The 20319-nt window shown below is 71.6% G+C and carries 23 protein-coding genes and 1 pseudogene; 9 read left to right on the top strand and 15 right to left on the bottom strand.

The features are described 5' to 3' along the window. The coding region (locus JNW89_RS06675; RefSeq protein ID WP_238448168.1) for a DUF3866 family protein at positions 1 to 140 on the top strand (140 nt) is incomplete at its 5' end. A 13-nt stretch (positions 141 to 153) separates the two neighbouring features. Here JNW89_RS06675 and JNW89_RS06670 read toward each other — a convergent pair. The 4 genes from JNW89_RS06670 to rfbA all read right to left on the bottom strand — a co-directional run bounded on the left by JNW89_RS06670 (position 154) and on the right by rfbA (position 3343). Beyond that, positions 154 to 348 carry a hypothetical protein gene (locus JNW89_RS06670; RefSeq protein ID WP_238448167.1) on the bottom strand — a complete coding sequence of 65 codons (195 nt, stop codon included), beginning with the start codon at positions 346 to 348 and terminating at the stop codon, positions 154 to 156. A 57-nt stretch (positions 349 to 405) separates the two neighbouring features. Further along, a complete protein-coding gene (gene pafA, locus JNW89_RS06665) occupies positions 406 to 1764 on the bottom strand; it encodes a Pup--protein ligase (protein WP_238448166.1) in 1359 nt (452 codons plus the stop codon). Between the two features lie 68 nt (positions 1765 to 1832). Further along, entirely contained in the window at positions 1833 to 2456 is a 624-nt protein-coding gene (locus JNW89_RS06660; RefSeq protein ID WP_088962290.1) for a dTDP-4-dehydrorhamnose 3,5-epimerase family protein, read from the bottom strand. Beyond that, entirely contained in the window at positions 2453 to 3343 is an 891-nt protein-coding gene (gene rfbA / locus JNW89_RS06655; protein WP_238448165.1) for a glucose-1-phosphate thymidylyltransferase RfbA, read from the bottom strand. Before rfbA ends, JNW89_RS06660 begins: the two co-directional genes overlap by 4 nt. A gap of 88 nt (positions 3344 to 3431) precedes the next feature. Between rfbA and rfbB the strand changes: the two genes are divergently transcribed. Genes rfbB through JNW89_RS06625 form a run of 6 tightly spaced genes read left to right on the top strand, consistent with a single transcriptional unit; the run spans position 3432 to position 8729 of the window. Next, positions 3432 to 4433 (top strand): dTDP-glucose 4,6-dehydratase, encoded by a 1002-nt coding sequence (gene rfbB, locus JNW89_RS06650; protein ID WP_238448164.1) that lies wholly within the window; start codon positions 3432 to 3434, stop codon positions 4431 to 4433. After that, positions 4430 to 5317 (top strand): dTDP-4-dehydrorhamnose reductase, encoded by an 888-nt coding sequence (gene rfbD / locus JNW89_RS06645; RefSeq protein WP_238448163.1) that lies wholly within the window; start codon positions 4430 to 4432, stop codon positions 5315 to 5317. The genes rfbB and rfbD overlap by 4 nt, the downstream gene beginning before the upstream one ends. Next, on the top strand, positions 5314 to 5700 hold the full coding sequence (locus JNW89_RS06640) for a DUF2304 domain-containing protein (protein ID WP_154937316.1): 387 nt from the start codon (positions 5314 to 5316) through the stop codon (positions 5698 to 5700). Before rfbD ends, JNW89_RS06640 begins: the two co-directional genes overlap by 4 nt. Next, entirely contained in the window at positions 5693 to 6397 is a 705-nt protein-coding gene (locus JNW89_RS06635; protein WP_238448162.1) for a glycosyltransferase family 2 protein, read from the top strand. Before JNW89_RS06640 ends, JNW89_RS06635 begins: the two co-directional genes overlap by 8 nt. Continuing rightward, positions 6394 to 7704, top strand: a complete 1311-nt coding sequence (locus JNW89_RS06630) for a lipopolysaccharide biosynthesis protein (protein WP_238448161.1) — start codon at positions 6394 to 6396, stop codon at positions 7702 to 7704. Before JNW89_RS06635 ends, JNW89_RS06630 begins: the two co-directional genes overlap by 4 nt. Next, positions 7701 to 8729: a glycosyltransferase family 2 protein gene (locus JNW89_RS06625; protein ID WP_238448160.1), complete on the top strand. Its 1029-nt coding sequence runs from the start codon at positions 7701 to 7703 to the stop codon at positions 8727 to 8729. Before JNW89_RS06630 ends, JNW89_RS06625 begins: the two co-directional genes overlap by 4 nt. Positions 8730 to 8834: 105 nt before the next feature. On the opposite strand, the gene JNW89_RS06620 is transcribed toward JNW89_RS06625, so the two are convergent. Continuing rightward, on the bottom strand, positions 8835 to 10109 hold the full coding sequence (locus tag JNW89_RS06620; protein WP_238448159.1) for an ArgE/DapE family deacylase: 1275 nt from the start codon (positions 10107 to 10109) through the stop codon (positions 8835 to 8837). A gap of 169 nt (positions 10110 to 10278) precedes the next feature. Here JNW89_RS06620 and JNW89_RS06615 point away from each other — a divergent pair, with 169 nt between their 5' ends. After that, entirely contained in the window at positions 10279 to 10716 is a 438-nt protein-coding gene (locus JNW89_RS06615) for an Lrp/AsnC family transcriptional regulator (protein WP_238448158.1), read from the top strand. 156 nt (positions 10717 to 10872) lie between these two features. Here the strand turns inward: JNW89_RS06615 and prcA are convergent, their stop codons facing one another. The 9 genes from prcA to arc all read right to left on the bottom strand — a co-directional run bounded on the left by prcA (position 10873) and on the right by arc (position 19131). Beyond that, positions 10873 to 11706, bottom strand: a complete 834-nt coding sequence (gene prcA, locus JNW89_RS06610) for a proteasome subunit alpha (protein WP_238448157.1) — start codon at positions 11704 to 11706, stop codon at positions 10873 to 10875. A gap of 61 nt (positions 11707 to 11767) precedes the next feature. Then, complete coding sequence (prcB, locus tag JNW89_RS06605; protein ID WP_238448156.1) at positions 11768 to 12607, bottom strand: proteasome subunit beta; 840 nt, start codon at positions 12605 to 12607, stop codon at positions 11768 to 11770. Continuing rightward, entirely contained in the window at positions 12526 to 13200 is a 675-nt protein-coding gene (locus JNW89_RS06600; RefSeq protein ID WP_238448155.1) for an endonuclease VII domain-containing protein, read from the bottom strand. Before JNW89_RS06600 ends, prcB begins: the two co-directional genes overlap by 82 nt. 33 nt (positions 13201 to 13233) lie before the next feature. Then, positions 13234 to 13449 carry a ubiquitin-like protein Pup gene (locus tag JNW89_RS06595; RefSeq protein WP_238448154.1) on the bottom strand — a complete coding sequence of 72 codons (216 nt, stop codon included), beginning with the start codon at positions 13447 to 13449 and terminating at the stop codon, positions 13234 to 13236. A 106-nt stretch (positions 13450 to 13555) separates the two neighbouring features. Then, on the bottom strand, positions 13556 to 15073 hold the full coding sequence (dop, locus tag JNW89_RS06590) for a depupylase/deamidase Dop (protein WP_088962300.1): 1518 nt from the start codon (positions 15071 to 15073) through the stop codon (positions 13556 to 13558). Positions 15074 to 15131: 58 nt separating this feature from the next. Further along, complete coding sequence (locus JNW89_RS06585; protein ID WP_238448153.1) at positions 15132 to 15689, bottom strand: hypothetical protein; 558 nt, start codon at positions 15687 to 15689, stop codon at positions 15132 to 15134. Further along, positions 15653 to 16147, bottom strand: coding sequence for a hypothetical protein (locus tag JNW89_RS06580; protein ID WP_238448152.1), 495 nt, complete (start codon positions 16145 to 16147; stop codon positions 15653 to 15655). Before JNW89_RS06580 ends, JNW89_RS06585 begins: the two co-directional genes overlap by 37 nt. Beyond that, positions 16066 to 17202, bottom strand: a complete 1137-nt coding sequence (locus JNW89_RS06575) for a hypothetical protein (protein ID WP_238448169.1) — start codon at positions 17200 to 17202, stop codon at positions 16066 to 16068. The genes JNW89_RS06580 and JNW89_RS06575 overlap by 82 nt, the downstream gene beginning before the upstream one ends. Before the next feature lie 147 nt (positions 17203 to 17349). Beyond that, positions 17350 to 19131 (bottom strand): proteasome ATPase, encoded by a 1782-nt coding sequence (gene arc / locus JNW89_RS06570; protein ID WP_238448151.1) that lies wholly within the window; start codon positions 19129 to 19131, stop codon positions 17350 to 17352. A gap of 177 nt (positions 19132 to 19308) precedes the next feature. Here arc and JNW89_RS06565 point away from each other — a divergent pair, with 177 nt between their 5' ends. Beyond that, positions 19309 to 19605, top strand: a complete 297-nt coding sequence (locus JNW89_RS06565) for a ferredoxin (protein ID WP_154937337.1) — start codon at positions 19309 to 19311, stop codon at positions 19603 to 19605. Positions 19606 to 19691: 86 nt separating this feature from the next. Here the strand turns inward: JNW89_RS06565 and JNW89_RS06560 are convergent. Continuing rightward, positions 19692 to 20260: pseudogene (locus JNW89_RS06560) on the bottom strand (hypothetical protein); the annotation flags it as partial. Positions 20261 to 20319 lie beyond the last annotated feature (59 nt).

The following is a 20319-nucleotide window of genomic DNA, read 5'->3' as shown; positions in this document are numbered from 1 at the left end:
TGCCGACCGACGGCCTGGACGCGGCGCTGCGCGCCCTGCCGGTGACGCTGTCCACCATGGGTCGGGGCCTGGACGCCGATCACGCCTACTTCCTGGCGGCGGCCGCCGCCGGCCGGCACGCGGCCCGCCTGGCGGCCTGACCGCCGGGCGGGATCAGCCGACGAGGAAGATCAGTGCCAGCCAGCCGCCGACGATGGCGATCAGCGCGACCGCGAGCACCCAGGTCGGCACGGTGTACTCGCCGCGACGGTTGCGCTCGATCTCGGCGCGGATCTTCTCCCGGCGCCGCTCGATCCAGTTGAGCTTCTCGGTGCCGCGTTCGCGGTCGGAGGGTGAGGAAGTGTTCATCGCGACGCCAGCGTACCGGTGCGTCGGCGGCCGGTGCCCGGCACCGCGCCGACGTCCTCACATGCTGGCGATCAGGCGTTCCACCCGCTCGTCGTACGCCCGGAACGGGTCCTTGCAGAGCACGGTGCGCTGGGCCTGGTCGTTGAGCTTCAGGTGCACCCAGTCGACGGTGAAGTCGCGCCGCTTCTCCTGGGCGTGCCGGATGAACTCGCCGCGCAGCCGGGCCCGGGTGGTCTGCGGCGGGGTCTCCTTCGCCTCGAAGATCTCCGGGTCGGTGGCCACCCGGTCGACCTGCCCGCGCCGCTCCAGCAGCCCGTAGAGGCCCCGGCCGCGACGCAGGTCGTGGTAGGCCAGGTCCATCTGGGCCACCCGGGGGTGCGACAGCGGCAGGTCGTGCTTGCGCTGGTAGCGCTCGATCAGCCGCAGCTTGGTCACCCAGTCGATCTCGCGGGCCACCGGGTCCAGGTCGCCGCTCTCCACCGCGCTGAGCACCCGGCCCCACAGCTCCACCACCCGCTTGGCGGTCTGGTCGCCGCCCCGGCGCTCGACGAACTCGGTCGCCTTGGCCAGGTATTCCTGCTGGATCTCCAGCGCGCTGACCTCCTTGCCGGAGGCCAGCCGGACCTTACGCCGGCCGGTGATGTCGTGCGACACCTCCCGGATGGCCCGGATCGGGTTCTCCAGCGTCAGGTCGCGCATCACCACCCCGGCCTCGATCATCCGCAGCACGATGTCGGCGCTGCCCACCTTGAGCAGCGTGGTGACCTCGTTCATGTTCGAGTCACCGACGATCACGTGCAGCCGGCGGTACCGCTCGGCGTCCGCGTGCGGCTCGTCGCGGGTGTTGATGATCGGACGGCTGCGGGTGGTCGCCGAGGAGACGCCCTCCCAGATGTGCTCCGCCCGCTGCGACAGGCAGTACACCGCCCCGCGCGGGGTCTGCAGCACCTTGCCGGCGCCGCAGATCAGCTGGCGGGTCACCAGGAACGGGATGAGCACGTCGGCCAGCCGGCCGAACTCCCCGTGCCGGGAGACCAGGTAGTTCTCGTGGCAGCCGTACGAGTTGCCGGCCGAGTCGGTGTTGTTCTTGAACAGGTAGATCTCACCGGCGATGCCCTCGTCGTGCAGCCGCTTCTCGGCGTCGACGAGCAGCCCCTCCAGGATCCGCTCGCCGGCCCGGTCGTGGGCCACCAGGTCCACCACCGAGTCGCACTCCGGGGTGGCGTACTCCGGGTGTGAGCCGACGTCCAGGTAGAGCCGGGCACCGTTGCGCAGGAACACGTTGCTGGACCGGCCCCACGACACGACGCGGCGGAAGAGGTACCGGGCGACCTCGTCAGGGGACAGCCGACGCTGCCCGCGGTAGGTACAGGTGACGCCGTACTCGGTCTCGAGGCCGAAGATTCGCCGCTCCATGCTGTGACATTAGCCGCCCGGAGGCCCCGTTCGTCACTGTCACCGCACAGGTCGTGCTCTCCGGTCGATCACATACCGTCCGAGTACGACATTCCGTCCGGCCGCAGACTCGCCGTGAACGCCCGGCAGGCCTCGTACTCGGGCAGCAGGCCGGACTCGCGGGCCTGCGCCAGCGTCGGCGCGGCGGCGTCCCGGGCGGAGAGCTGCGGGGCCTCGGCCGGCCACTCGATGGCCAGGTCGGCGTCGAGCGGGTGCACCGCGTGCTCGCCCGTCGGGTTGTAGGTGGTCGAGCAGAGGTAGCTCAGCGTCGCGTCGTCGGTCAGCGCGCAGAAGCCGTGCCCCAGCCCCTCGCTGAGGTAGACCGCGCGCCGGTCGACGTCGTCGAGCCGGACGCCCTCCCACCGGCCGAACGTCGGCGAGCCGACCCGCAGGTCCACGATCACGTCCAGCACCGCGCCGCGCACGCAGGTGACGTACTTGGCCTGGCCCGGGGGCACGTCGGCGAAGTGGATGCCGCGCACCACGCCGCGCGCGGAGACCGACAGGTTGGCCTGGGCCAGTCGCAGCGGATGCCCGACCGCCTCGGCGAGTCGGTCGAAGCGGTACCACTCCATGAACAGCCCGCGCGGGTCGCCGTGCTGCTGCGGGCTGATCTCCCAGGCGCCCTCGATACCCAGCTGCCGAATCTTCACGAGCGGGGTACCACCTCTCCGTGCTTCTCCGCCAGCAGGCCGAGCAGGTAGTCGCCGTAACCGCTCTTGGTCAGCGGCTCGGCCAGCGCGCGCAGCTGGTCGTCGTCGATCAGGCCGGCCCGCCAGGCCACCTCCTCGACGCAGCCGATCTTCATGCCCTGGCGCTCCTCGATCACCCGGACGAACTCGCCGGCCTGCATCATCGAGGCGAAGGTGCCGGTGTCCAGCCAGGCGGTGCCCCGGTCCAGCACGGTCACCGACAGCTCCCCGGCCTCCCGGTACGCCTCGTTGACCGCGGTGATCTCCAGCTCGCCCCGGGCGCTGGGCTTGAGGTCGCGGGCGATGCCCACCACCCGGTTGTCGTAGAAGTACAGGCCCGGCACCGCGTACCGGGACTTCGGCTTCTCCGGCTTCTCCTCGATCGACAGCACCTTGCCCTCGTCGTCGAAGTCGACCACGCCGTACGCCTCCGGGTTGGCCACCGGGTACGCGAACACCCGCCCGCCGACCGGGTCGCCGTGCGCGGCGAGCTGCCGGCCCAGGCCCGCGCCGTGGAAGATGTTGTCGCCCAGGATCAGCGCCACCGACTCGTCGCCGATGAAGTCCGCGCCGAGCACGAACGCCTGCGCGATGCCCTCCGGGCGGGCCTGGGTGACGTACTCCAGCCGCAGGCCCCACTGGCTGCCGTCACCGAGCAGCCGCTCGAACTGGGACTGGTCCTCCGGCGTCGTGATCACCAGGATCTCCCGCACCCCGGACATCACCAGGGTCGACAGCGGGTAGTAGACCATCGGCTTGTCGAAGATCGGCATCAGCTGCTTGGAGACCGCCCGGGTGATCGGCCAGAGCCGGGATCCGGTGCCACCAGCGAGAAGGATTCCACGCACCCGGGGAGACTACCTGCACCGGCGTCAACCGGACACCGGGGTCGCCGTCCCCCGGGGTCCGCCAGGATTCGCGTACACTTCCGGACCCGTGAGGATTCTCGTCACCGGCGGAGCCGGATTCATCGGGTCGGAGTACGTACGGATGCTGCTGGGCGTGCCCGGCGGCGACGCTGCCGGGGTGCCCGCCGTCGAGCCCACCGCGGTGACGGTGTTGGACAAGTTGACCTACTCGGGCAACCTGAACAACCTCGCCCCGGTGCGCGAGGACGCGCGGCTGCGCTTCGTGCAGGGCGACATCTGCGACCCGGCCCTGGTCGACCAGGTCGTCGCCGATCACGACGTGATCGTGCACTTCGCCGCCGAATCGCACGTCGACCGCTCGATCGCCGGCGCCGCGCCGTTCGTCACCACCAACGTGCTGGGCACCCAGACGCTGCTGGACGCCGCGCTGCGGCACGGCACCGGCCGTTTCGTGCACGTCTCCACCGACGAGGTGTACGGCTCGATCGACGAGGGCTCCTGGACGGAGACCTGGCCGCTGGCCCCGAACTCCCCGTACTCGGCCTCCAAGGCCGGCTCGGACCTGCTCGCGCTGGCCTACCACCGCACCCACGGCATGGACGTGGTGGTCACCCGCTGCTCCAACAACTACGGGCCGTACCAGTTCCCGGAGAAGGTCATCCCGCTGTTCGTGACCAACCTGCTCGACGGCGGCACCGTCCCGCTCTACGGCGACGGCGGCAACGTCCGCGACTGGCTGCACGTGCACGACCACTGCCGGGGCATCGCCCTGGTGCAGCAGAAGGGTCGCGCCGGCGAGGTCTACAACATCGGCGGCGGCACCGAGCTGAGCAACAAGGAACTCACCGGCCGGCTGCTCGAGGCGTGCGGCGCCGACTGGGACCGGGTGGTCCCGGTCGCCGACCGCAAGGGCCACGACCGCCGCTACTCGCTGGACATCAGCAAGATCAGCGCCGAGCTGGGGTACGCCCCGAGCATCGACCTGGACCGCGGCCTGGCCGAGACGGTGCAGTGGTACCGGGACAACCGGGCCTGGTGGGAGCCGCTGAAGGCGACCAAGGTCGCATGAGCCGAGTGCTCGTCACCGGCGCGGGCGGGATGCTCGGCCGGGACCTGCTGGCCGTGCTCGCGACCCGGCCGGACCTGAAGGTGACCGCCGCCACCCGCGCCGAGCTGGACATCACCGACGCCGAGGCCGTCGACGCCGCCGTCGCCGGCCACGACGTGGTGTTCAACACCGCCGCGTGGACCGACGTCGACGGCGCGGAGCAGCACGAGGCGGCCGCCACCGCGGTCAACGGCGACGCGGTCGCGCACCTCGCGCGGGCCTGCGCCGCCACCGGCGCGCGGCTGCTGCACGTCTCCACCGACTACGTCTTCCCCGGCGACGCCGGGCAGCCGTACGCCGAGGACGCGCCCACCGACCCGGTCAACGCGTACGGCCGCAGCAAGCTGGCCGGGGAGCGGGCCGTGGCCCGATTCCTCCCGGAAACCGGCTACGTCGTCCGTACCGCGTGGCTCTACGGCGCGCACGGGCCGAACTTCGTGGCCACCATGCTCCGCCTCGCCGAGCAGCGCGAGCAGCTCGACGTCGTCGACGACCAGCAGGGCCAGCCCACCTGGTCGTACGCGCTGGCCACCCAGCTGGTGGCGCTGGCCGACGCGGCGCTGGCCGGCCGCGCCCCGGCCGGGGTCTACCACGGCACCTGCTCCGGCCGGACCACCTGGTACGGCCTGGCCCGCGCCACCTTCACCCTCGCCGGTCTCGACCCGGAGCGGGTGCGACCCACCACCAGCGACCGGTTTCCGCGTCCGGCCGCCCGACCGGCGTACAGTGTGCTAGGGCACGACCGCTGGGCGGCCGCAGGTCTTCCGCCGCTGCCGGACTGGCGTGACACGCTGTCCGACGCCTTCGACTCCCCCACTCCACCCGCCCCGTGGAAGGTCGCATGAAGCTCACCCTGGTCACCGGTCTGACCGGCCTGCTCCTGCTGGTCACCATCGTCGAGCTGCTGCGTCGCCGGCAGCTCCGCGAGAAGTACGGCATGCTCTGGCTGGCCGTCCTTCTGATCGTCATTCCGCTGTCGCTCTTCCCCCGCCTGCTCGACAACGTGGCCGGCTTCTTCGGGGTGGTCTCCGGCGTCAGCCTCGTGCTCTTCCTCGGCATCGTCTTCCTGCTGCTGGTGTGCGTGCACCTCAGCTGGGAGGTCAGCGCCCTCGAGGAGGAGACCCGCACCCTGGCCGAAGACTTCGCCCTGCTCCGCGCCCAGGTCGACGCCGACCGCGCGGCCCGCACCGAATCAGCCCGAGACGAACTGGTGTCCCACGATGGTTAACGGCAAGCGCGTCCTGATCATCATCCCCGCGCTCAACGAGTCCGGCTCGATCGCCGACGTCGTCGGCGAGGTCCGCGGCGAGCTGCCCGGCGTCGACGTGCTGGTGGTCGACGACGGCTCCACCGACCGCACCGCGGCGGTGGCCGCCGCCGCCGGCGCGCGGGTCGCCAAGCTGCCGTACAACCTCGGCGTCGGCGGGGCCATGCGGCTCGGCTACCGGTACGCCCGGGACAACGACTACGACGTCGCCATCCAGATCGACGCCGACGGCCAGCACGACCCGCGCTACGTGCCGAAGCTGGTCGACCTGCTCGACGACAACATCGACCTGGTGATCGGCGCCCGGTTCGCCGGCGAGGGCGACTACAGCGTCCGCGGCCCCCGCCGCTGGGCCATGGTCATGCTCTCCGCCGTGCTCTCCAAGGTCGCCAAGACCAAGCTCACCGACACCACCTCCGGCTTCCGCGCCGCCAACCGGCGGGTCATCGAGATGTTCGCCGGCTGGTACCCGGCCGAGTACCTCGGCGACACCGTCGAGACGCTGGTGCACACCGCCCGCCGCGGCTACAAGATCCGGCAGGTGCCGGTGGCCATGCGCAAGCGGATGGCCGGCACGCCCAGCCACTCCCCCGCCAAGGCGATGATCTACCTCGGTCGCGCGTTCGCGGTACTCACGCTGGCGCTCATCCGCCGGTGATCCGGCGGCTGCTCCACCTCGTCCCGCCCGGCACCCTCGCCGTGGGTGCCGGGCTGGCCCTGCTCGGGCTGGCCTCCTACGTCCACCTCGCGGTGGCCGGGCACAGCCTCACCGAGGCCGACTACTCCTCCCTGTCGGTGCTCTGGTCGATCGTCTTCACCCTCGGCATCGGCGTGTTCATGCCCGTCGAGCAGGAGGTCGCCCGGGTCGTCGCCGCCCGCCGCAGCCAGGGACTGCCGCCCGGTCCCGTGCTGGCCCGGGGCGCCGTCCTCGCCGCCGGGGTGCTCGCCGTCATGGTCGTGGTGATCCTCGCCGCGCACGGGCCGCTCACCGACCGGCTCTTCGCCGGCGACGCCGCCATGGTCACCGTGCTGATCGGCGCGCTCGTCGCCATGGCCGTCGCCTACACCACCCGCGGCGTCCTCTCCGGCCTGCAACTCTTCCCCTGGTACGGCACCCAGCTCGGCGTCGACGGCGGACTGCGGATCGCCATGGTGGCCGTGCTCGGGCTCACCGGCGTCACCTCACCCCTGTGGTACGGGCTGGTGCTGGTGATCGCCCCGCTGGCCGGCGTGCTGCTGACCCTGCCGCCGGTGCTGCGGGCCGCCGGCGGCGGCGTCCCGGTCGCCTGGGGCGCGCTGCTGCGCGGCCTCGGCCTGCTCACCGTCTCCAGCCTGCTCTCCCAGGTCGTGGTGAACGTCGGCGTGATCAACGTACGGCTGCTCGACCCGTCGGACGTCGCCACCGCCGGAGCGCTGCTCTCCGCGCTGGTGCTGGTCCGCATCCCGCTGTTCGTCTTCGCCTCCCTGCAGGCGTCGCTGCTGCCCGGCCTGGCCACCTCGGCCACCACCGGCGACCTGCGCGGCTTCCACAGCCTGCTGCGCCGGGCGCTCGGCATCGTCACCGCGCTCGGCGTCCTCGGCGCGATCGGCGCGATCGCCCTCGGCCCCTGGCTGGTGGGCACCCTGTTCGACGCCGCCGACGTGCTCGGCCACGGCGACTTCGCCTGGCTGGCCGTGGCCACCCTGGCCTACCTGTGGGCGATGGTCCTCGGCCAGGCGCTGCTCGCCCTCGACCGGCACCGCGCGCAGGCCCTCGCCTGGACCGTCGGCGTGGCCGCCCTGGTCGCCGTGACCCTCACCCCGGCGTCGGTGGCGCTCCGCGTCGAGCTGGCCTACACCGTCGGCTCCGTCGTGGTGGCCGTCGCCATGGCGCTGCTGCTGCGCCGCCAGTCCCGCCCCACCCACACCCCGACCCGGTCCCTCGACGACGCCGTGGCGACCGGAGTATCCGGAGGCATCCGATGACCCGCCCGCAGGTGACCGCGGTGATGCTGGCCTACGGCGCCGAGCCGTACCTGGTCGACGCCGCCCGGGCCGTGCTGGACAGCACCGACGTCGACATCGACCTGGTCGTGGTCGACAACGGCTGCACCGGCGACGGCATCGACGTCGTCAAGGGCTTCCCCGGCGTCCGGGTGACCCGCCCCGAGGAGAACACCGGTTACTCCGGCGGATGCCGCGTCGGCGCCGCCGAGGCCACCGGCGAGTGGCTGGCCTTCGTCAACAGCGACGCCATCGTCACCCCCGACGCCCTGGCCAAGGTCGTCGCCGTGGCCGGCGAGCCGGACGTGGGCGCCGCCATGGCCTCCATCCGCCTCGCCGACAACCCGGAGCTGATCAACACCTCCGGCAACCCGCTGCACTTCACCGGGCTGTCCTGGGCCGGCGGCAACGGCGAGCCCGCCAGCGCCCACGCCATCCGCACCACCGTGCCGTCGCTCAGCGGCTGCTGCTTCGTCATCAACCGGGAGCTGTGGCGGGAGCTGGACGGCTTCGCCGCCGAGTACTTCGCCTACCACGAGGACACCGAGCTCAGCCTGCGCCTCTGGCAGCGCGGGCTCCGGCAGGAGTACGTCCCGGACGCCGTCGTCCGGCACCACTACGAGTTCTCCCGCAACGCCCTCAAGCTCTACCTGGTCGAGCGCAACCGGCTCGTCACGCTGCTCACCGCGTACGAGACCCGGACCCTGGTGGTGCTCGCCCCGGTCCTGCTGCTCACCGAGGCGGCCATGCTCGCCGCCGCGCTCGCCGGCGGCTGGGTCAAGCAGAAGTTCCGCGGCTGGGGCTGGCTCTGGACCAACCGGGCCTGGCTGAAGTCGCGCCGCCGGCAGCTCCAGGACGAGCGGATCGTGCCCGACGGGGTCATCGCCGAGCTGATGACCGCCCGGGTCGCCCCGTCGAACGTCGACTCGCCCCCCGGCATGGGCATCTTCAACGCCATCGCCGCCGGCTACTGGGCCCTGGCCAAGCCACTGCTGCGCAAGCGCTGACCGACCGCGGGTGAAACGGCCGTCCGGCAACGCCGGGCGGCCGCCGCCGTATCGCGGGCCCTCGAACACGGTCCGGCTGGCTGTCGTTCCCGAGCCCCCTGTCTGCTACCTGACACCCACCGCGCGCAGCGTCGCGAGCACGAGCACGCGGGTCGCGGCGACGATCTCGCTCACCCGCACCTGCTCGCGTGGCCCGTGCGCAAGGCGCACGTCGCCGGGCCCGAAGTGCAGGGTCGGCACGCCGGCACCGGTGTACAGCCGGAGGTCGCTTCCGTACGGCGCGCCGCGTTCGAGCAGTCGCGGGCCACCGACGGCGTCGGCGTGCGCGTCGCGTACCAGCTCCCGCAGCGGGCTGCCGGGCGCCAGGCGGCCGCTGGCGAACTGGCCCCCCGGCCAGGTCACGGTGGGCGGATGCTCGCGTAGCCACGCGTTGGCGGCGGCGGCCTCGGCGACGCAGGCTTCGAGCGCGGCCCGTGCCTGCGCCGGGTCCTCGTCCAGCCGTACCCCCAACCTGCCCTCGGCCACGAGCAGGTCGGGCACGCTACTGGCCCAGTCACCCGAACGGAGCCTGCCCACCGACAAGGCGTACGGGATGGCGTATTCGCTCATCAGCGGGTCGGGCGCGGTGTTGCGCCGCGCCTCCAAGCGGGCCAGCGCCGCGTGGATCGGCAGGTACGCGTCGATCGCGCTGATCCCCGCGTCACGGGTGCTGGCGTGGGTCGCCTTGCCGGCCACCTCGATCCGGAAGGTCAACGCGCCGGCGTTGGCGGTGACCAGGGCGCCGCCGGTCGGCTCGGTGATGATGCACGCGTCGCCGGTGTGACCGCGCCGTAGCGTGCCGAACGCGCCGAGCCCGCCGTCCTCCTCGCTGACGGCGAAGTGGGCCGCGATCCGGCCGCGCAGCCTGGCGCCGCTGGCGCGGATCGCGGCGAGCGCGGCGAGGTTGGCGACCAGCCCGGCCTTCATGTCACAGGCGCCCCGAGCATGGACCACGTCCCCGACGACCGTCGGGACGAACGGGTCCCCGCGCCACTGGGCTGCGTCGCCGGGCGGCACGACGTCCACGTGACCCTGCAGGACCAGAGTCGGCCCGTCGCCCCCGCCCGGGGTGACGGCGGCCAGCCCCCACGCCTCATCCCGCGGCGCCTCGGTACCCGGAAAATCAGGATCCGCGCGTAGCGCGGGCAGATCCATCGCCCACAGATCGACCTCAAGCCCCAGCGCGTCCAGGCGCCGGGCCAGGACGTGCTGCAGCTCGGACTCGGCGGCGCTGCCGGTGACGCTCGGGACAGCCAGCAGTTCCAGCAGCGTACGGGCGATGCCCGCTTCGTCGACCGCGGCCAGGGCGTCGGCCTCCGTGGCCGTGAGCGTGGTGGTCATGTGCGCCCGCCCTTCCGTGATCAACGACGATGTGGCGCTGAATCTATCCAGGCGGTGATGCGCAAACAATCGCCAAAACTTGCTGACCACCCACGGTCTTTTGCATAGATGACCGGGCACCGACGATTATTTGCGCAGAGGCGCAGCATCACGATCGGAGGCCGGTGCCATGGACCGTATCGACGAGGCGGTGATCCGGTGCGTGGTCGCGAACGGACGCAGCACGTACGCCGAGATCGGCAAGGCGGCCGGGCTGTCCCCGTCGGCGGCCAAACGACGGCTCGACCGCCTGGTCGCCGCCGGCGCCATCCGCGGGTTCACCGCGGTCATCGACCCACAGGCGCTGGCCTGGCGCACCGAGGCGTACGTGCAGATCCACTGTGCCGGCAACCCGACTCCGGCTGAGCTCCGGCGCGAGCTCGAGAAGATCCCCGAAGTGATCGAGGCGTGCACGATCTCCGGCGCGGCCGACGCGATGATCCACCTACAGGCCGAAGACATCGCTCACCTCGAACAGGCCATCCAACGGATGCGGGCCTCCCCCGTCATCGGGGGCACCGAAAGCGTCATCGCGCTCTCCCGACTCATCAGCCGCCCCCGGGCGTGAACCCGACCCCACCGACGCACAGAATCGCGGCGCACCCGGACCGGGACCGCGGTGCCGCCGCGATGGGGGAGCACGAACACCCACCCGGCGGCCCGCACGGGCCCGGACACACCGCGGGGCCGGGCGAGCCACCCGACCCCCGCGAACCACGTACCGCTACGCCTCCGGCGTCTCCTCCGGCTGACCCTCCAGGTCCGCCGAGGCGGCCGAGGTGGTCGGCTTGTGCGCCTCCGCCGTCGGCACCGTCGGCGTCTTCGCCCGGCCGCCGACCGGCGGGGCGTCACCCGCCGCGTCCCCGTCGAGCAGCGCGGTCAGCGCCGCCCCGGTGACCCGCCGGAAGCTACGCCCCACCCGGCGCCGGTCCAGGACCGCCACCTCCAGTTGGTTGGCGGCGATCGTCCGGGCGGCCCCACCCTCACCGCCGACGCTGCTCAGCGCCTGTACGGCCACCCGCACCGCCTCGCTCAACGACATCTCCGGCCGGTGCTGCGCCTTCAGCACCCCGGTGATCGCCTCGGCCTGACCGCCCATGGCCATCCGGCCCGGCTCGTCGTTGACCGAACCGTCGTAGGTGATCCGGTACAGCTCGTCGTCCTCGGCGGTGGCACCCACCTGCGCGACGCAGATCTCCACCTCGAACGGCTTGGACTGCTCGGTGAAGATCGAGCCCAGCGTCTGCGCGAACGCGTTCGCCAGCGCCCGGCCGGTGACGTCACGCCGGTCGTAGCTCAGGCCGTTCAAGTCGGCCATCCGCACGCCGGCCCGGCGCAGGTTCTCGAACTCGTTGTAACGGCCGACCGCGGCGAAGCCGATCCGGTCGTAGATCTCGCTGACCTTGTGCAGGGCGCTGGAGAGGTTCTCCGCGACGAAGAGCACCCCGCCCTCATAGCTCAGGACCACCGCGCTGCGACCCCGGGCGACGCCCTTACGGGCCAGCTCGGAGCGGTCGCGCATGATCTGCTCGGGCGAGGCGTAGAACTGCATGGCCACGGCGGCGGTTCTCCTTCGGGCGCTGTGCTGACGACTGCTGACTGTGAGGTGGGAGCGGGCCTCAGCCGCCCGGGTTCTCCATCCGCGCGGCCACGACCGCCTCGGCGATCGCCGCCGTCTCGGCGTCGGTGAGCCGGTGGGTGCCGTCGGCCGTCGCCGTCATCACCACCGGGTAGATCCGCCGGGTCAGGTCCGGGCCGCCGGTGGCGGTGTCGTCGTCCGCGGCGTCGTAGAGCGCCTCGACGGCGAGCCGGACCGCGTCGTCCAGGGAGATCCCGGCGCGGAAGCGCTTCTTCAGGGCGGACTTGGCGAAGAGCGAGCCCGAGCCGATCGCGTCGTAGCCGGTCTCCTCGTAGGGGCCGCCGGTGACGTCGAAGCTGAAGATCCGGCCGGCCGTCGCCGGGTCCTTCGCGGCCAGGTCGAAGCCGGCGAAGAGCGGCACGACCGCGAGGCCCTGCATGGCCGCGCCCAGGTTGCCGCGGATCATCGAGGCGAGCCGGTTGGCCTTGCCGTCGAGCGAGAGCATCGCGCCCTCGATCTTCTCGTAGTGCTCCAGCTCCACCTGGAACAGTCGCATCAGCTCGATGCCGATGCCGGCCGTGCCCGCGATGCCGACCAGCGAGTACGCGTCGGCCGGGTGCACCTTCTCGATGTCGCGCTGGGCGATCAGGTTGCCCATGGTGGCCCGCCGGTCGCCGGCCATCACCACGCCACCGGCGCCCGAGATGGCCACGATGGTCGTCGCGTGCGGCGCCATGTCGGCGGCCATGCCCGGCGGCAGCGGCCGTCGGCCGGGCAGCATCTCGGGGGCCACCCTGCTCAGGAACGAGGTGAAGGAGGACGTCCCCGCGTTGGTGAACACATCTGGTAGACGCCCGGATGGATCAAAGCCCGCTGCCACGTGGTTCCTCTCAGGTACGTGATCGCCCTGGCCAGCCTCGTGGGACTGTCACGGAACTGGCCAAGACCACCGTTGCAGTTGAAGCAGAGTATCCCGCGCACCCATCCGGTGCGATGATCGTGGTCCAGGTGTTGCGGGTCGGTGCCGCCAGAGATCGCGCAGACGCCGCCCTGTTCGGCGAGGAGCTCGTCGAACTCCCGCTGCCCCACGCCGTAGCGACGGCGCAGGTGGTACCCGCGATTCCCACCGTAGAGACGCAGCTTGGTCTCCCGCGTGCGGGCGTTGTGACACGGCTTGCAGTAGGTGGCGTAGCCGGTGCTGTCGGAGCGGTTGCGGGGGAAGTCGGCCACGGGCTTGACGGTTCCACAGTCGGCGCAGAAGCGGTGCCCTTCCCGGACTTCCCGAGCAGCCTCCACCTCCCGGCCGCGCTCGTCCCTCACCCGCTTGGCGTAGCTGGCCTTCGACCGCTCGTTGAAGCACGGCTTGCAGTAGCTGCCGCGACCGCTGGGACGCTTACTGCTCGAACAGAACTCGTCGAGCAGCTTCCATTCCCCGCAGTCGCGGCATCGGCGTCGCCCGTCCCGATCACTCAACGGAGCCGGCATGTCCGATTTAACCCGATATGTCTACTGACCGCCCTTTTGTACGTATCCTCGGACAAATTCCTCGGCGTTCTCCTCGAGGACGGAGTCGATCTCGTCGAGCAGGTCGTCGACGTCCTCGGTGATCTCGGCGTGCCGCTCGGCGACCTCCGGGTTCGCCTCGGTGGTGACGTCCTCGATCTCCTCGCCCTGACGGGCCTTGTCCGACTGCGACTGCCCGCCGCTGTCACGAGTGGCCATGGCTGCCTCCTCCACGATCGTCTGCGATGAACTTACCTCGCCCGAGCGACGAAAAGCCCGCCGCGCGCCGGCTCGCGGCACCCGACGGGCGTACGTCGGCGGTCGGTCAGCCGCCGGTGAGCGTCTCCAGCAGGTCCTTGGCGCTCGCGCACCGGTCGAACAGCGCGCCGACGTGCGCGCGGGTGCCCCGTTCCGGCTCCATCATCGGTACCCGGACCAGCGATTCCCGGCCGACGTCGAAGATCACCGAGTCCCAGCTGGCGGCGACCACCTCGGAGGCGTACTGGGCGAGGCAGCGGCCCCGGAAGTAGGCGCGGGTGTCCTCCGGCGGCTGGACCATCGCGGTGCGGGTCTGCTCGTCGTCGAGCAGTGTCTTCATCGACCCACGGGACACCAGCCGGTGGTAGAGGCCCTTCTCCGGGCGCACGTCGGAGTACTGCAGGTCGACCAGTTGGAGCTTGTGCGAGCCCCAGCCGAGCTTCTCCCGCTCCCGGTAGCCCTCCAGCAGCCGCAGCTTGGCCACCCAGTCCAGCTCGTCGGCGCAGAGGAACGCGTCGCGGCCGAGCCGGTCCAGCACGCTCTCCCACCGGTCCAGCACGTCGGTGGTCTGCTCGTCGACGTCGTCGCCGTACCGGTCGTCGACAAAGGACCGGACCCGCTCCAGGTAGGCCCACTGGACGTCGAGGGCGGTCAGCCGGCGGCCGTCGCGCATCCGCATCAGGTGCTTCAGCGACGGGTCGTGGCTGACGGCGCGCAGTTCGCTGACCGGGTCGGCGATGCCCAGGTCGGCGCCGAGCGCCTTCTCCTCGATCATGGTGAGGATCAGCGCGGTGGTGCCGAGCTTGAGGTAGGTGGAGATCTCCGAGAGGTTGGCGTCGCCGATGATGACGTGCAGCCGCCGGTACTTGTCGGCGTCGGCATGCGGCTCGTCCCGGGTGTTGATGATGGGCCGCTTGAGGGTGGTCTCCAGGCCGACCTCGACCTCGAAGAAGTCGGCCCGCTGGGAGATCTGGAAGCCGCTCTGGCCGCCGTCCTGGCCGATGCCGACCCGGCCGGCGCCGCAGACGATCTGCCGGGTGACGAAGAACGGCGTCAGGTACGCCACGATGTCGGCGAACGGGGTCTGTCGGCGCATGAGGTAGTTCTCGTGCGCGCCGTAGCTGGCGCCCTTGTTGTCGGTGTTGTTCTTGTAGAGGTGGATCGGGTGGGTGCCCGGGATGGTGGCGGCGCGGCGGGCGGCCTCGGCCATCACCCGCTCCCCCGCCTTGTCCCAGCGGACCAGGTCCAGCGGGTTGGTCACCTCGGGGGTGGAGTACTCGGGGTGGGCGTGGTCGACGTAGAGCCGCGCGCCGTTGGTGAGTATCACGTTGGCCAGGCCGAGGTCCTCGTCGGCGAGCGCCTCGGCGGGGTCGTACGCGGCTCCGGAGTAGGTGAAGCCGCGGGCGTCGCGCAATGGCGACTCCTCCTCGTAGTCCCAACGCGCCCGGCCACCACGGTTGAGTTCGGGGCGCGCTCCGTAGGCGTTGACCACCTGGGAGGAGGTGACCATCGGGTTGGCTCCGGCCTGGCCGGGCACGGAGATCCCGTACTCGACCTCGGTGCCCATGATCCGTCTTACGCTCATCGACCTACCCGCTTCGCTCGCCCGACCCGGTCCCCCGTCACGTCGAGCGTAGTCCGCCTCAGGGCGTAGAGGGGCACGCCGGCACAGGCGGCTCGGGTGTCGCGGGCGGGGCGCCGGGCACGGGGGGCGGCTCGGAGGGGAGCACGTCGCACTCGGGAACGGTGAGGGGGACGAAGCTGATCCGGTGGCGCAGCGACGGGTCCTTCCTGATCAGCCGCTGGACCCGGCGTTCGGCGCGGGGGTCGGCGGTGATGAAGCGGATCGGCCCGGAGACCCGCCGGACGATCTGGTCGGTGCGTTCGGGTTCGAGAAAGTCCAGGTTGTATACGCCGGGTTCGGTGCGCGCGGTGGTGCCGTGCAGGGCGTCGACGCAGAGGGTCTCGACGTAGCCCCGGTAGGGACCGCGGTCGAGGACGATGGTGGTGGTGTCGGGCAGGTCGGGGTAGCCCTGCACGGCGGCGGCGCAGACCCAGGCCTCTTTGGACGGCAGGTGCAGGTCCTGGTGCACCCACCGCTGCGTCCAGGTCCGCTCGTTGGCGACGAGCAGGCTGGGGTGCCAGCCGGTGACGCCGCAGAGCGTCACGGCGACGGCCATGACGACGATCCCGGTGAGCACGCCGGCGACGGTGGACGCGATGCCGCGCGCCGACTGGGCGGGCCGGGGTACGGGCAGCAGCCGGACCACGGCGGCGGCGCGACGACGAGCAGCGCGGTGGCCAGGTGGGTGGACTTGATGAAGTAGTAGCCGGGCTCGACGCCGGAGGTGGTGTTGTACTGCGCGATGCCCAGCGGCAGGGCGACGCCGATGGCGGCGACGAGCAGCCAGCGCCGCCAGGTGGGATCGGCGCGGCGGACCTGGACGAGCAGGGCCACCCCGACGATGCCGCCCAGCCAGATGAGAGCGCGCCAGGCTTCGGTGCGGGCCTCGATGCCGCCGTTGATGGCCAGCGCCTCGGTCTGCTTGGCGCGGAGCACGCCGAGCAGCGGGGCGATCAGGGCGAGGGGGGCGGTGAGCAGGCCGACGGCGAGCACGGTGGGCCAGCGGCGCAGCGCCTCCCGCCGGTGGCCGAGCACCCAGCAGAGCACCAGCACGGCGGCGGGCGGGAGGAACAGGTAGTAGGTGAAGCCGATGGCGACGAGCAGCGCGGCGAGCAGGACGACCTGTTCGCGGGCGCGGCGAGCGGCCGGCCGACCAGCGCGGCGAGCAGCACGGTGAGGGCGAGCCCGAGGATCTCGGTCGGGTAGCCGGAGACGAGCAGGCGGGGCAGTTGGGTGCCGAGGATCAGGGCGCCGACGACGACGGTGAGCACGATGCGGTGCAGCGGGTGGACGGGGCCGGCGATGCGGTGCGCGGCCCAGAGCAGCACCAGCACGAGGAGTCCGAAGCTGGCCATGAGCCAGCCGGCGTAGTGGTCGACGGCGGCCGGGCCGCGGGGCGCGGCGCTCGCGGGGGTGAGGAAGCCGTCGAGCAGGGCGGTGACCAGGTGCCAGCCCTGCGGGTAGTAGAGCAGTTGGGAGATGATCTGGTCCTTGGCGGCGGCGGGGTCGACGAAGGCGTAGCCGCCGAGGCGGCCGACGACGTCGAAGAGGGCCAGGTGCCGCAGGTTGTCCTCGCCGCGGGCGAGGATGGTCAGCTGGTCGGCGAGGTCGGTGGCGCGCTGCCAGGGCGCGGACAGATAGCTCAGCAGCGCGGCGGTGCCGGCGACGGGGAACAGGTCGACCCAGCCGGGACGCGGCAGCCGGGGGCGGCGGCGCAGCGCGGCGGCGGCGAGGACGACCATGGTGAGGGCGAGGCCGGTCATCGGCACGGGCCGCATGCCCCAGGGCCAGACGGCGAAGAGCAGTCCGCCCGCGGTGGCCGCGCCGAGCAGCAGGGCGAGCGCGAGCACCAGCCGGTCGAGCAGGGTACGGCCGCCGCGCAGCACGCTCGCGGCGGCGAGCAGCACCAGCGGGGGCAGCAGCCAGTCGCAAGGCAGGGCGTGCGTGGCGACGGGTACGGCCCAGGCCGCCACGAGTGCCGCGAGCACCACCGGCATTCGCCGCCAGGGGCGCCGGGTCGGGGCGGGCGGGTCTGCGTCCTCGATCGCCGTGGTGGGCGGCGGGTCGACGACGGTGAGCTCGGACGACACAAAGCTCCTCGGACGGTCGACGGCGGTGCGCGAAGTCTACCGACGAGTCCGGCATTCCACCCCTCGGGGACGCATCGCCCAGGTGAACGTGTCGTGACATGCGAAAAAGCCCCGCGGCGTGGGCTGCGGGGCTTTTTCGTCGTTCGGTCAGAGGTACTGGCCGGTGTTGCTGGCGGTCTCGATGGACCGGCCGGCCTCGGCGCCCTTGCCGCCGGAGACGAGCGTGCGGATGTAGACGATCCGCTCGCCCTTCTTGCCGGAGATCCGGGCCCAGTCGTCCGGGTTGGTGGTGTTGGGCAGGTCCTCGTTCTCGCGGAACTCGTCGACGCAGGCGTCGAGCAGGTGCTGCAGGCGCAGGCCCTTGCGTCCGGAGGTGAGGAACTCCTTGATGGCCATCTTCTTGCCGCGGTCGACGATGTTTTGGATCATGGCGCCGGAGTTGAAGTCCTTGAAGTAGAGGACTTCCTTGTCGCCGTTGGCGTAGGTCACCTCGAGGAAGCGGTTCTCCTCGGTCTCGGAGTACATCCGGAGCACGACCGCGTCGATCATGGCCGCCACGGTGGCCTGCGGGTCACCGCCGTGCTCGGCGAGGTCGTCCGGGTGCAGGGGCAGCCCGGAGAGGATGTACTTGGAGAAGATGTCCTTGGCCGCCTCGGCGTCGGGACGCTCGATCTTGATCTTCACGTCGAGCCGGCCGGGGCGCAGGATGGCCGGGTCGATCATGTCCTCCCGGTTGGAGGCGCCGATCACGATGACGTTCTCCAGCCCCTCCACACCGTCGATCTCGCTGAGCAGCTGCGGGACGATGGTGTTCTCGACGTCGGAGGAGACGCCGGAGCCGCGGGTACGGAAGACGGAGTCCATCTCGTCGAAGAAGACGATGACGGGAGTGCCCTCGCCGGCCTTCTCCCGGGCCCGCTGGAAGATCAGCCGGATGTGCCGCTCGGTCTCGCCGACATACTTGTTGAGCAGCTCCGGGCCCTTGATGTTGAGGAAGAAGCTGGTGTGCTTCTCCTCACCCCGGCGCTCGGCGATCTTCTTGGCCAGCGAGTTGGCCACCGCCTTGGCGATCAGCGTCTTGCCGCAGCCGGGCGGCCCGTAGAGCAGGATGCCCTTCGGCGGCCGGAGCTGGTGCTCGCGGAACAGGTCGGCGTGCAGGAAGGGCAGCTCCACCGCGTCGCGGATCTGCTCGATCTGCGAGTGGAGGCCACCGATGTCGCCGTAGTCGACGTCGGGCACCTCCTCCAGGACCAGTTCCTCGACCTCGCTCTTTGGGATCCGCTCGTACGCGTACGCCGAGCGGGGCTCGATCATGAGCGAGTCGCCGGCCCGGATCGGCGAGCCGATCAGGGTCTCCGCGAGGTGCACGATGCGCTCCTCGTCGGAGTGCGAGACCACCAGCGCGCGGTCGCCGGTGCTGCCGTCGGGACCCGTGAGGATCTCCTTGAGCATCACCACCTCGCCGACCCGCTCGTAGCCGAACGCGTCGACGATGTTGAGCGCGTCGTTGAGCAGGACCTCCTGGCCACGCCGCAGGTCGGCGGCGTCCAGCGAGGGTGAGACGGCGACCCGGAGCTTGCGTCCGCCGGTGAAGATGTCCACCGTGCCGTCGTCGTGCCGCGCGAGGAAGACGCCGTAGCCACTCGGTGGCTGCGCCAGCCGGTCGATCTCCTCCTTGAGCGTCACGATCTGCGCGCGAGCCTCCTTGAGGGTGCTCACGAGCCGGTCGTTGTTCTCGGTCAGCCGCGCCAACTGTGCCTGGGTGGCCGCCAGCCGCTCTTCGAGCTGCCGGACGTGTCGGGGGCTTTCGGTCAACTTGCGCCGCACCAGAGCGAGTTCCTCTTGCAGGAACGCGACCTGCGTGGAGAGATCGTGGGCTTCCTTCTCCCACCGTGCGGCGCGCGAGTCCGCGTCGTCGCTGCGTGCCACGTCCCACCTCCCCGGGGGGCTTGAACGTTCTGCCCTAACACTAGCCGCTATGAGCGCGATTCGGTCCTACGCAACGCCCTCGTCACCGAACCTTGATCGCCAAGGGCCGCCTCCGGGGCGGGTACGGGCGTTCGGGTACCGTCGGGGCGTGGGACGGGAGAACATGGGGGGTGCATCGTGGCGGAGGTCGTGACGGACCAGCTTCAGGTCTGGGTGGACCAGGATCTCTGCACGGGCGACGGGCTCTGCGTGCAGTACGCGCCGGAGGTCTTCGAGTTCGACGTCGACGGCCTGGCGTACGTCAAGGGCCCCGACGGCGAGCTGCGACTGGCCCCCGGCAGCCGGGTCGACGTGCCGGAGCACCTGCGCCTGGAAGTGATCGACTCGGCGAAGGAGTGCCCCGGCGATTGCATCCACGTCGTGCGCGGCAGCGACGGCGTCGAGGTGGCCGGCCCGGAGGCCGAGGAGGACTGACCCGCCCGAGCGGGCACAGACGTTGCGGGGCCGCGGACGACATCGTCGTCCGCGGCCCCGCGTGCGTCGGTCGGGCCCTCAGAGCGCACCGGGCGGCCCACCACGGAGGCGACCAGCCGGGCGAACTCCTCCAGCCGGGCGATCTGGCCGGCTCCGCCGTCGTCGAGCGTCTTGCCGAAGCGCAGCGCGTCGTGCCGGGGCGCCCCCACCATCTCGTCGCCGGGCGGCGCCTCGTCCAGCGAGGTCAGCAGCAGGTAGACGTCGATGCTGTCGACCCGGACCTCGCCGCTGTCGGCGCGGGTCAGCCGCCGCCGGCAGCCGACCTCGGTGACGGTGGAGACCGGCACCACCCGCAGCGACGAGGTCATCGACCCGGGCGGCCCCTCCCCCGGCGCACGTCCTCGCCGTGCCAGAGCACCAGGCGGCTGCCGTCGCAGACGACGACCTCCTGCCACACCCCGTTGACCTCGTTGACGAAGCGTTCCAGGGTGAAACCGAGCACGGACGCGCCGCGCAGCACCCCACCGAGCGCCTCCAGGGCGATGTCCGGGTCCCGAAGGTAGGCCCGCGCCGCCGATTCGAGGTCCTGGTAGGGCGACCAGTCCGGGAACACCGCCGGCAGATCCCCACCACCGCCGAAGCCCGGCCGACTCATGCCATCTCCCCCAGGTCGCGCGCCGACCCGCCACCGGCCGGCGGAATCCGCCCGCTCAC

This window comes from Micromonospora sp. 4G55 (genome assembly GCF_016803375.1).
This window is presented reverse-complemented; position numbering and strand designations above follow the sequence as displayed.

Bases quoted from the DNA above. Each gene is read 5' to 3' on its own strand.
- JNW89_RS06625 (WP_238448160.1), top strand. From the start codon at position 7,701: ATGACCCGCCCGCAGGTGACCGCGGTGATGCTGGCCTACGGCGCCGAG.
- dop (WP_088962300.1), bottom strand. From the start codon at position 15,073: ATGAGCGTAAGACGGATCATGGGCACCGAGGTCGAGTACGGGATCTCC.
- JNW89_RS06620 (WP_238448159.1), bottom strand. From the start codon at position 10,109: ATGACCACCACGCTCACGGCCACGGAGGCCGACGCCCTGGCCGCGGTC.
- rfbD (WP_238448163.1), top strand. From the start codon at position 4,430: ATGAGCCGAGTGCTCGTCACCGGCGCGGGCGGGATGCTCGGCCGGGAC.
- JNW89_RS06670 (WP_238448167.1), bottom strand. From the start codon at position 348: ATGAACACTTCCTCACCCTCCGACCGCGAACGCGGCACCGAGAAGCTC.
- pafA (WP_238448166.1), bottom strand. From the start codon at position 1,764: ATGGAGCGGCGAATCTTCGGCCTCGAGACCGAGTACGGCGTCACCTGT.
- JNW89_RS06635 (WP_238448162.1), top strand. From the start codon at position 5,693: ATGGTTAACGGCAAGCGCGTCCTGATCATCATCCCCGCGCTCAACGAG.
- JNW89_RS06615 (WP_238448158.1), top strand. From the start codon at position 10,279: ATGGACCGTATCGACGAGGCGGTGATCCGGTGCGTGGTCGCGAACGGA.
- JNW89_RS06595 (WP_238448154.1), bottom strand. From the start codon at position 13,449: ATGGCCACTCGTGACAGCGGCGGGCAGTCGCAGTCGGACAAGGCCCGT.
- JNW89_RS06640 (WP_154937316.1), top strand. From the start codon at position 5,314: ATGAAGCTCACCCTGGTCACCGGTCTGACCGGCCTGCTCCTGCTGGTC.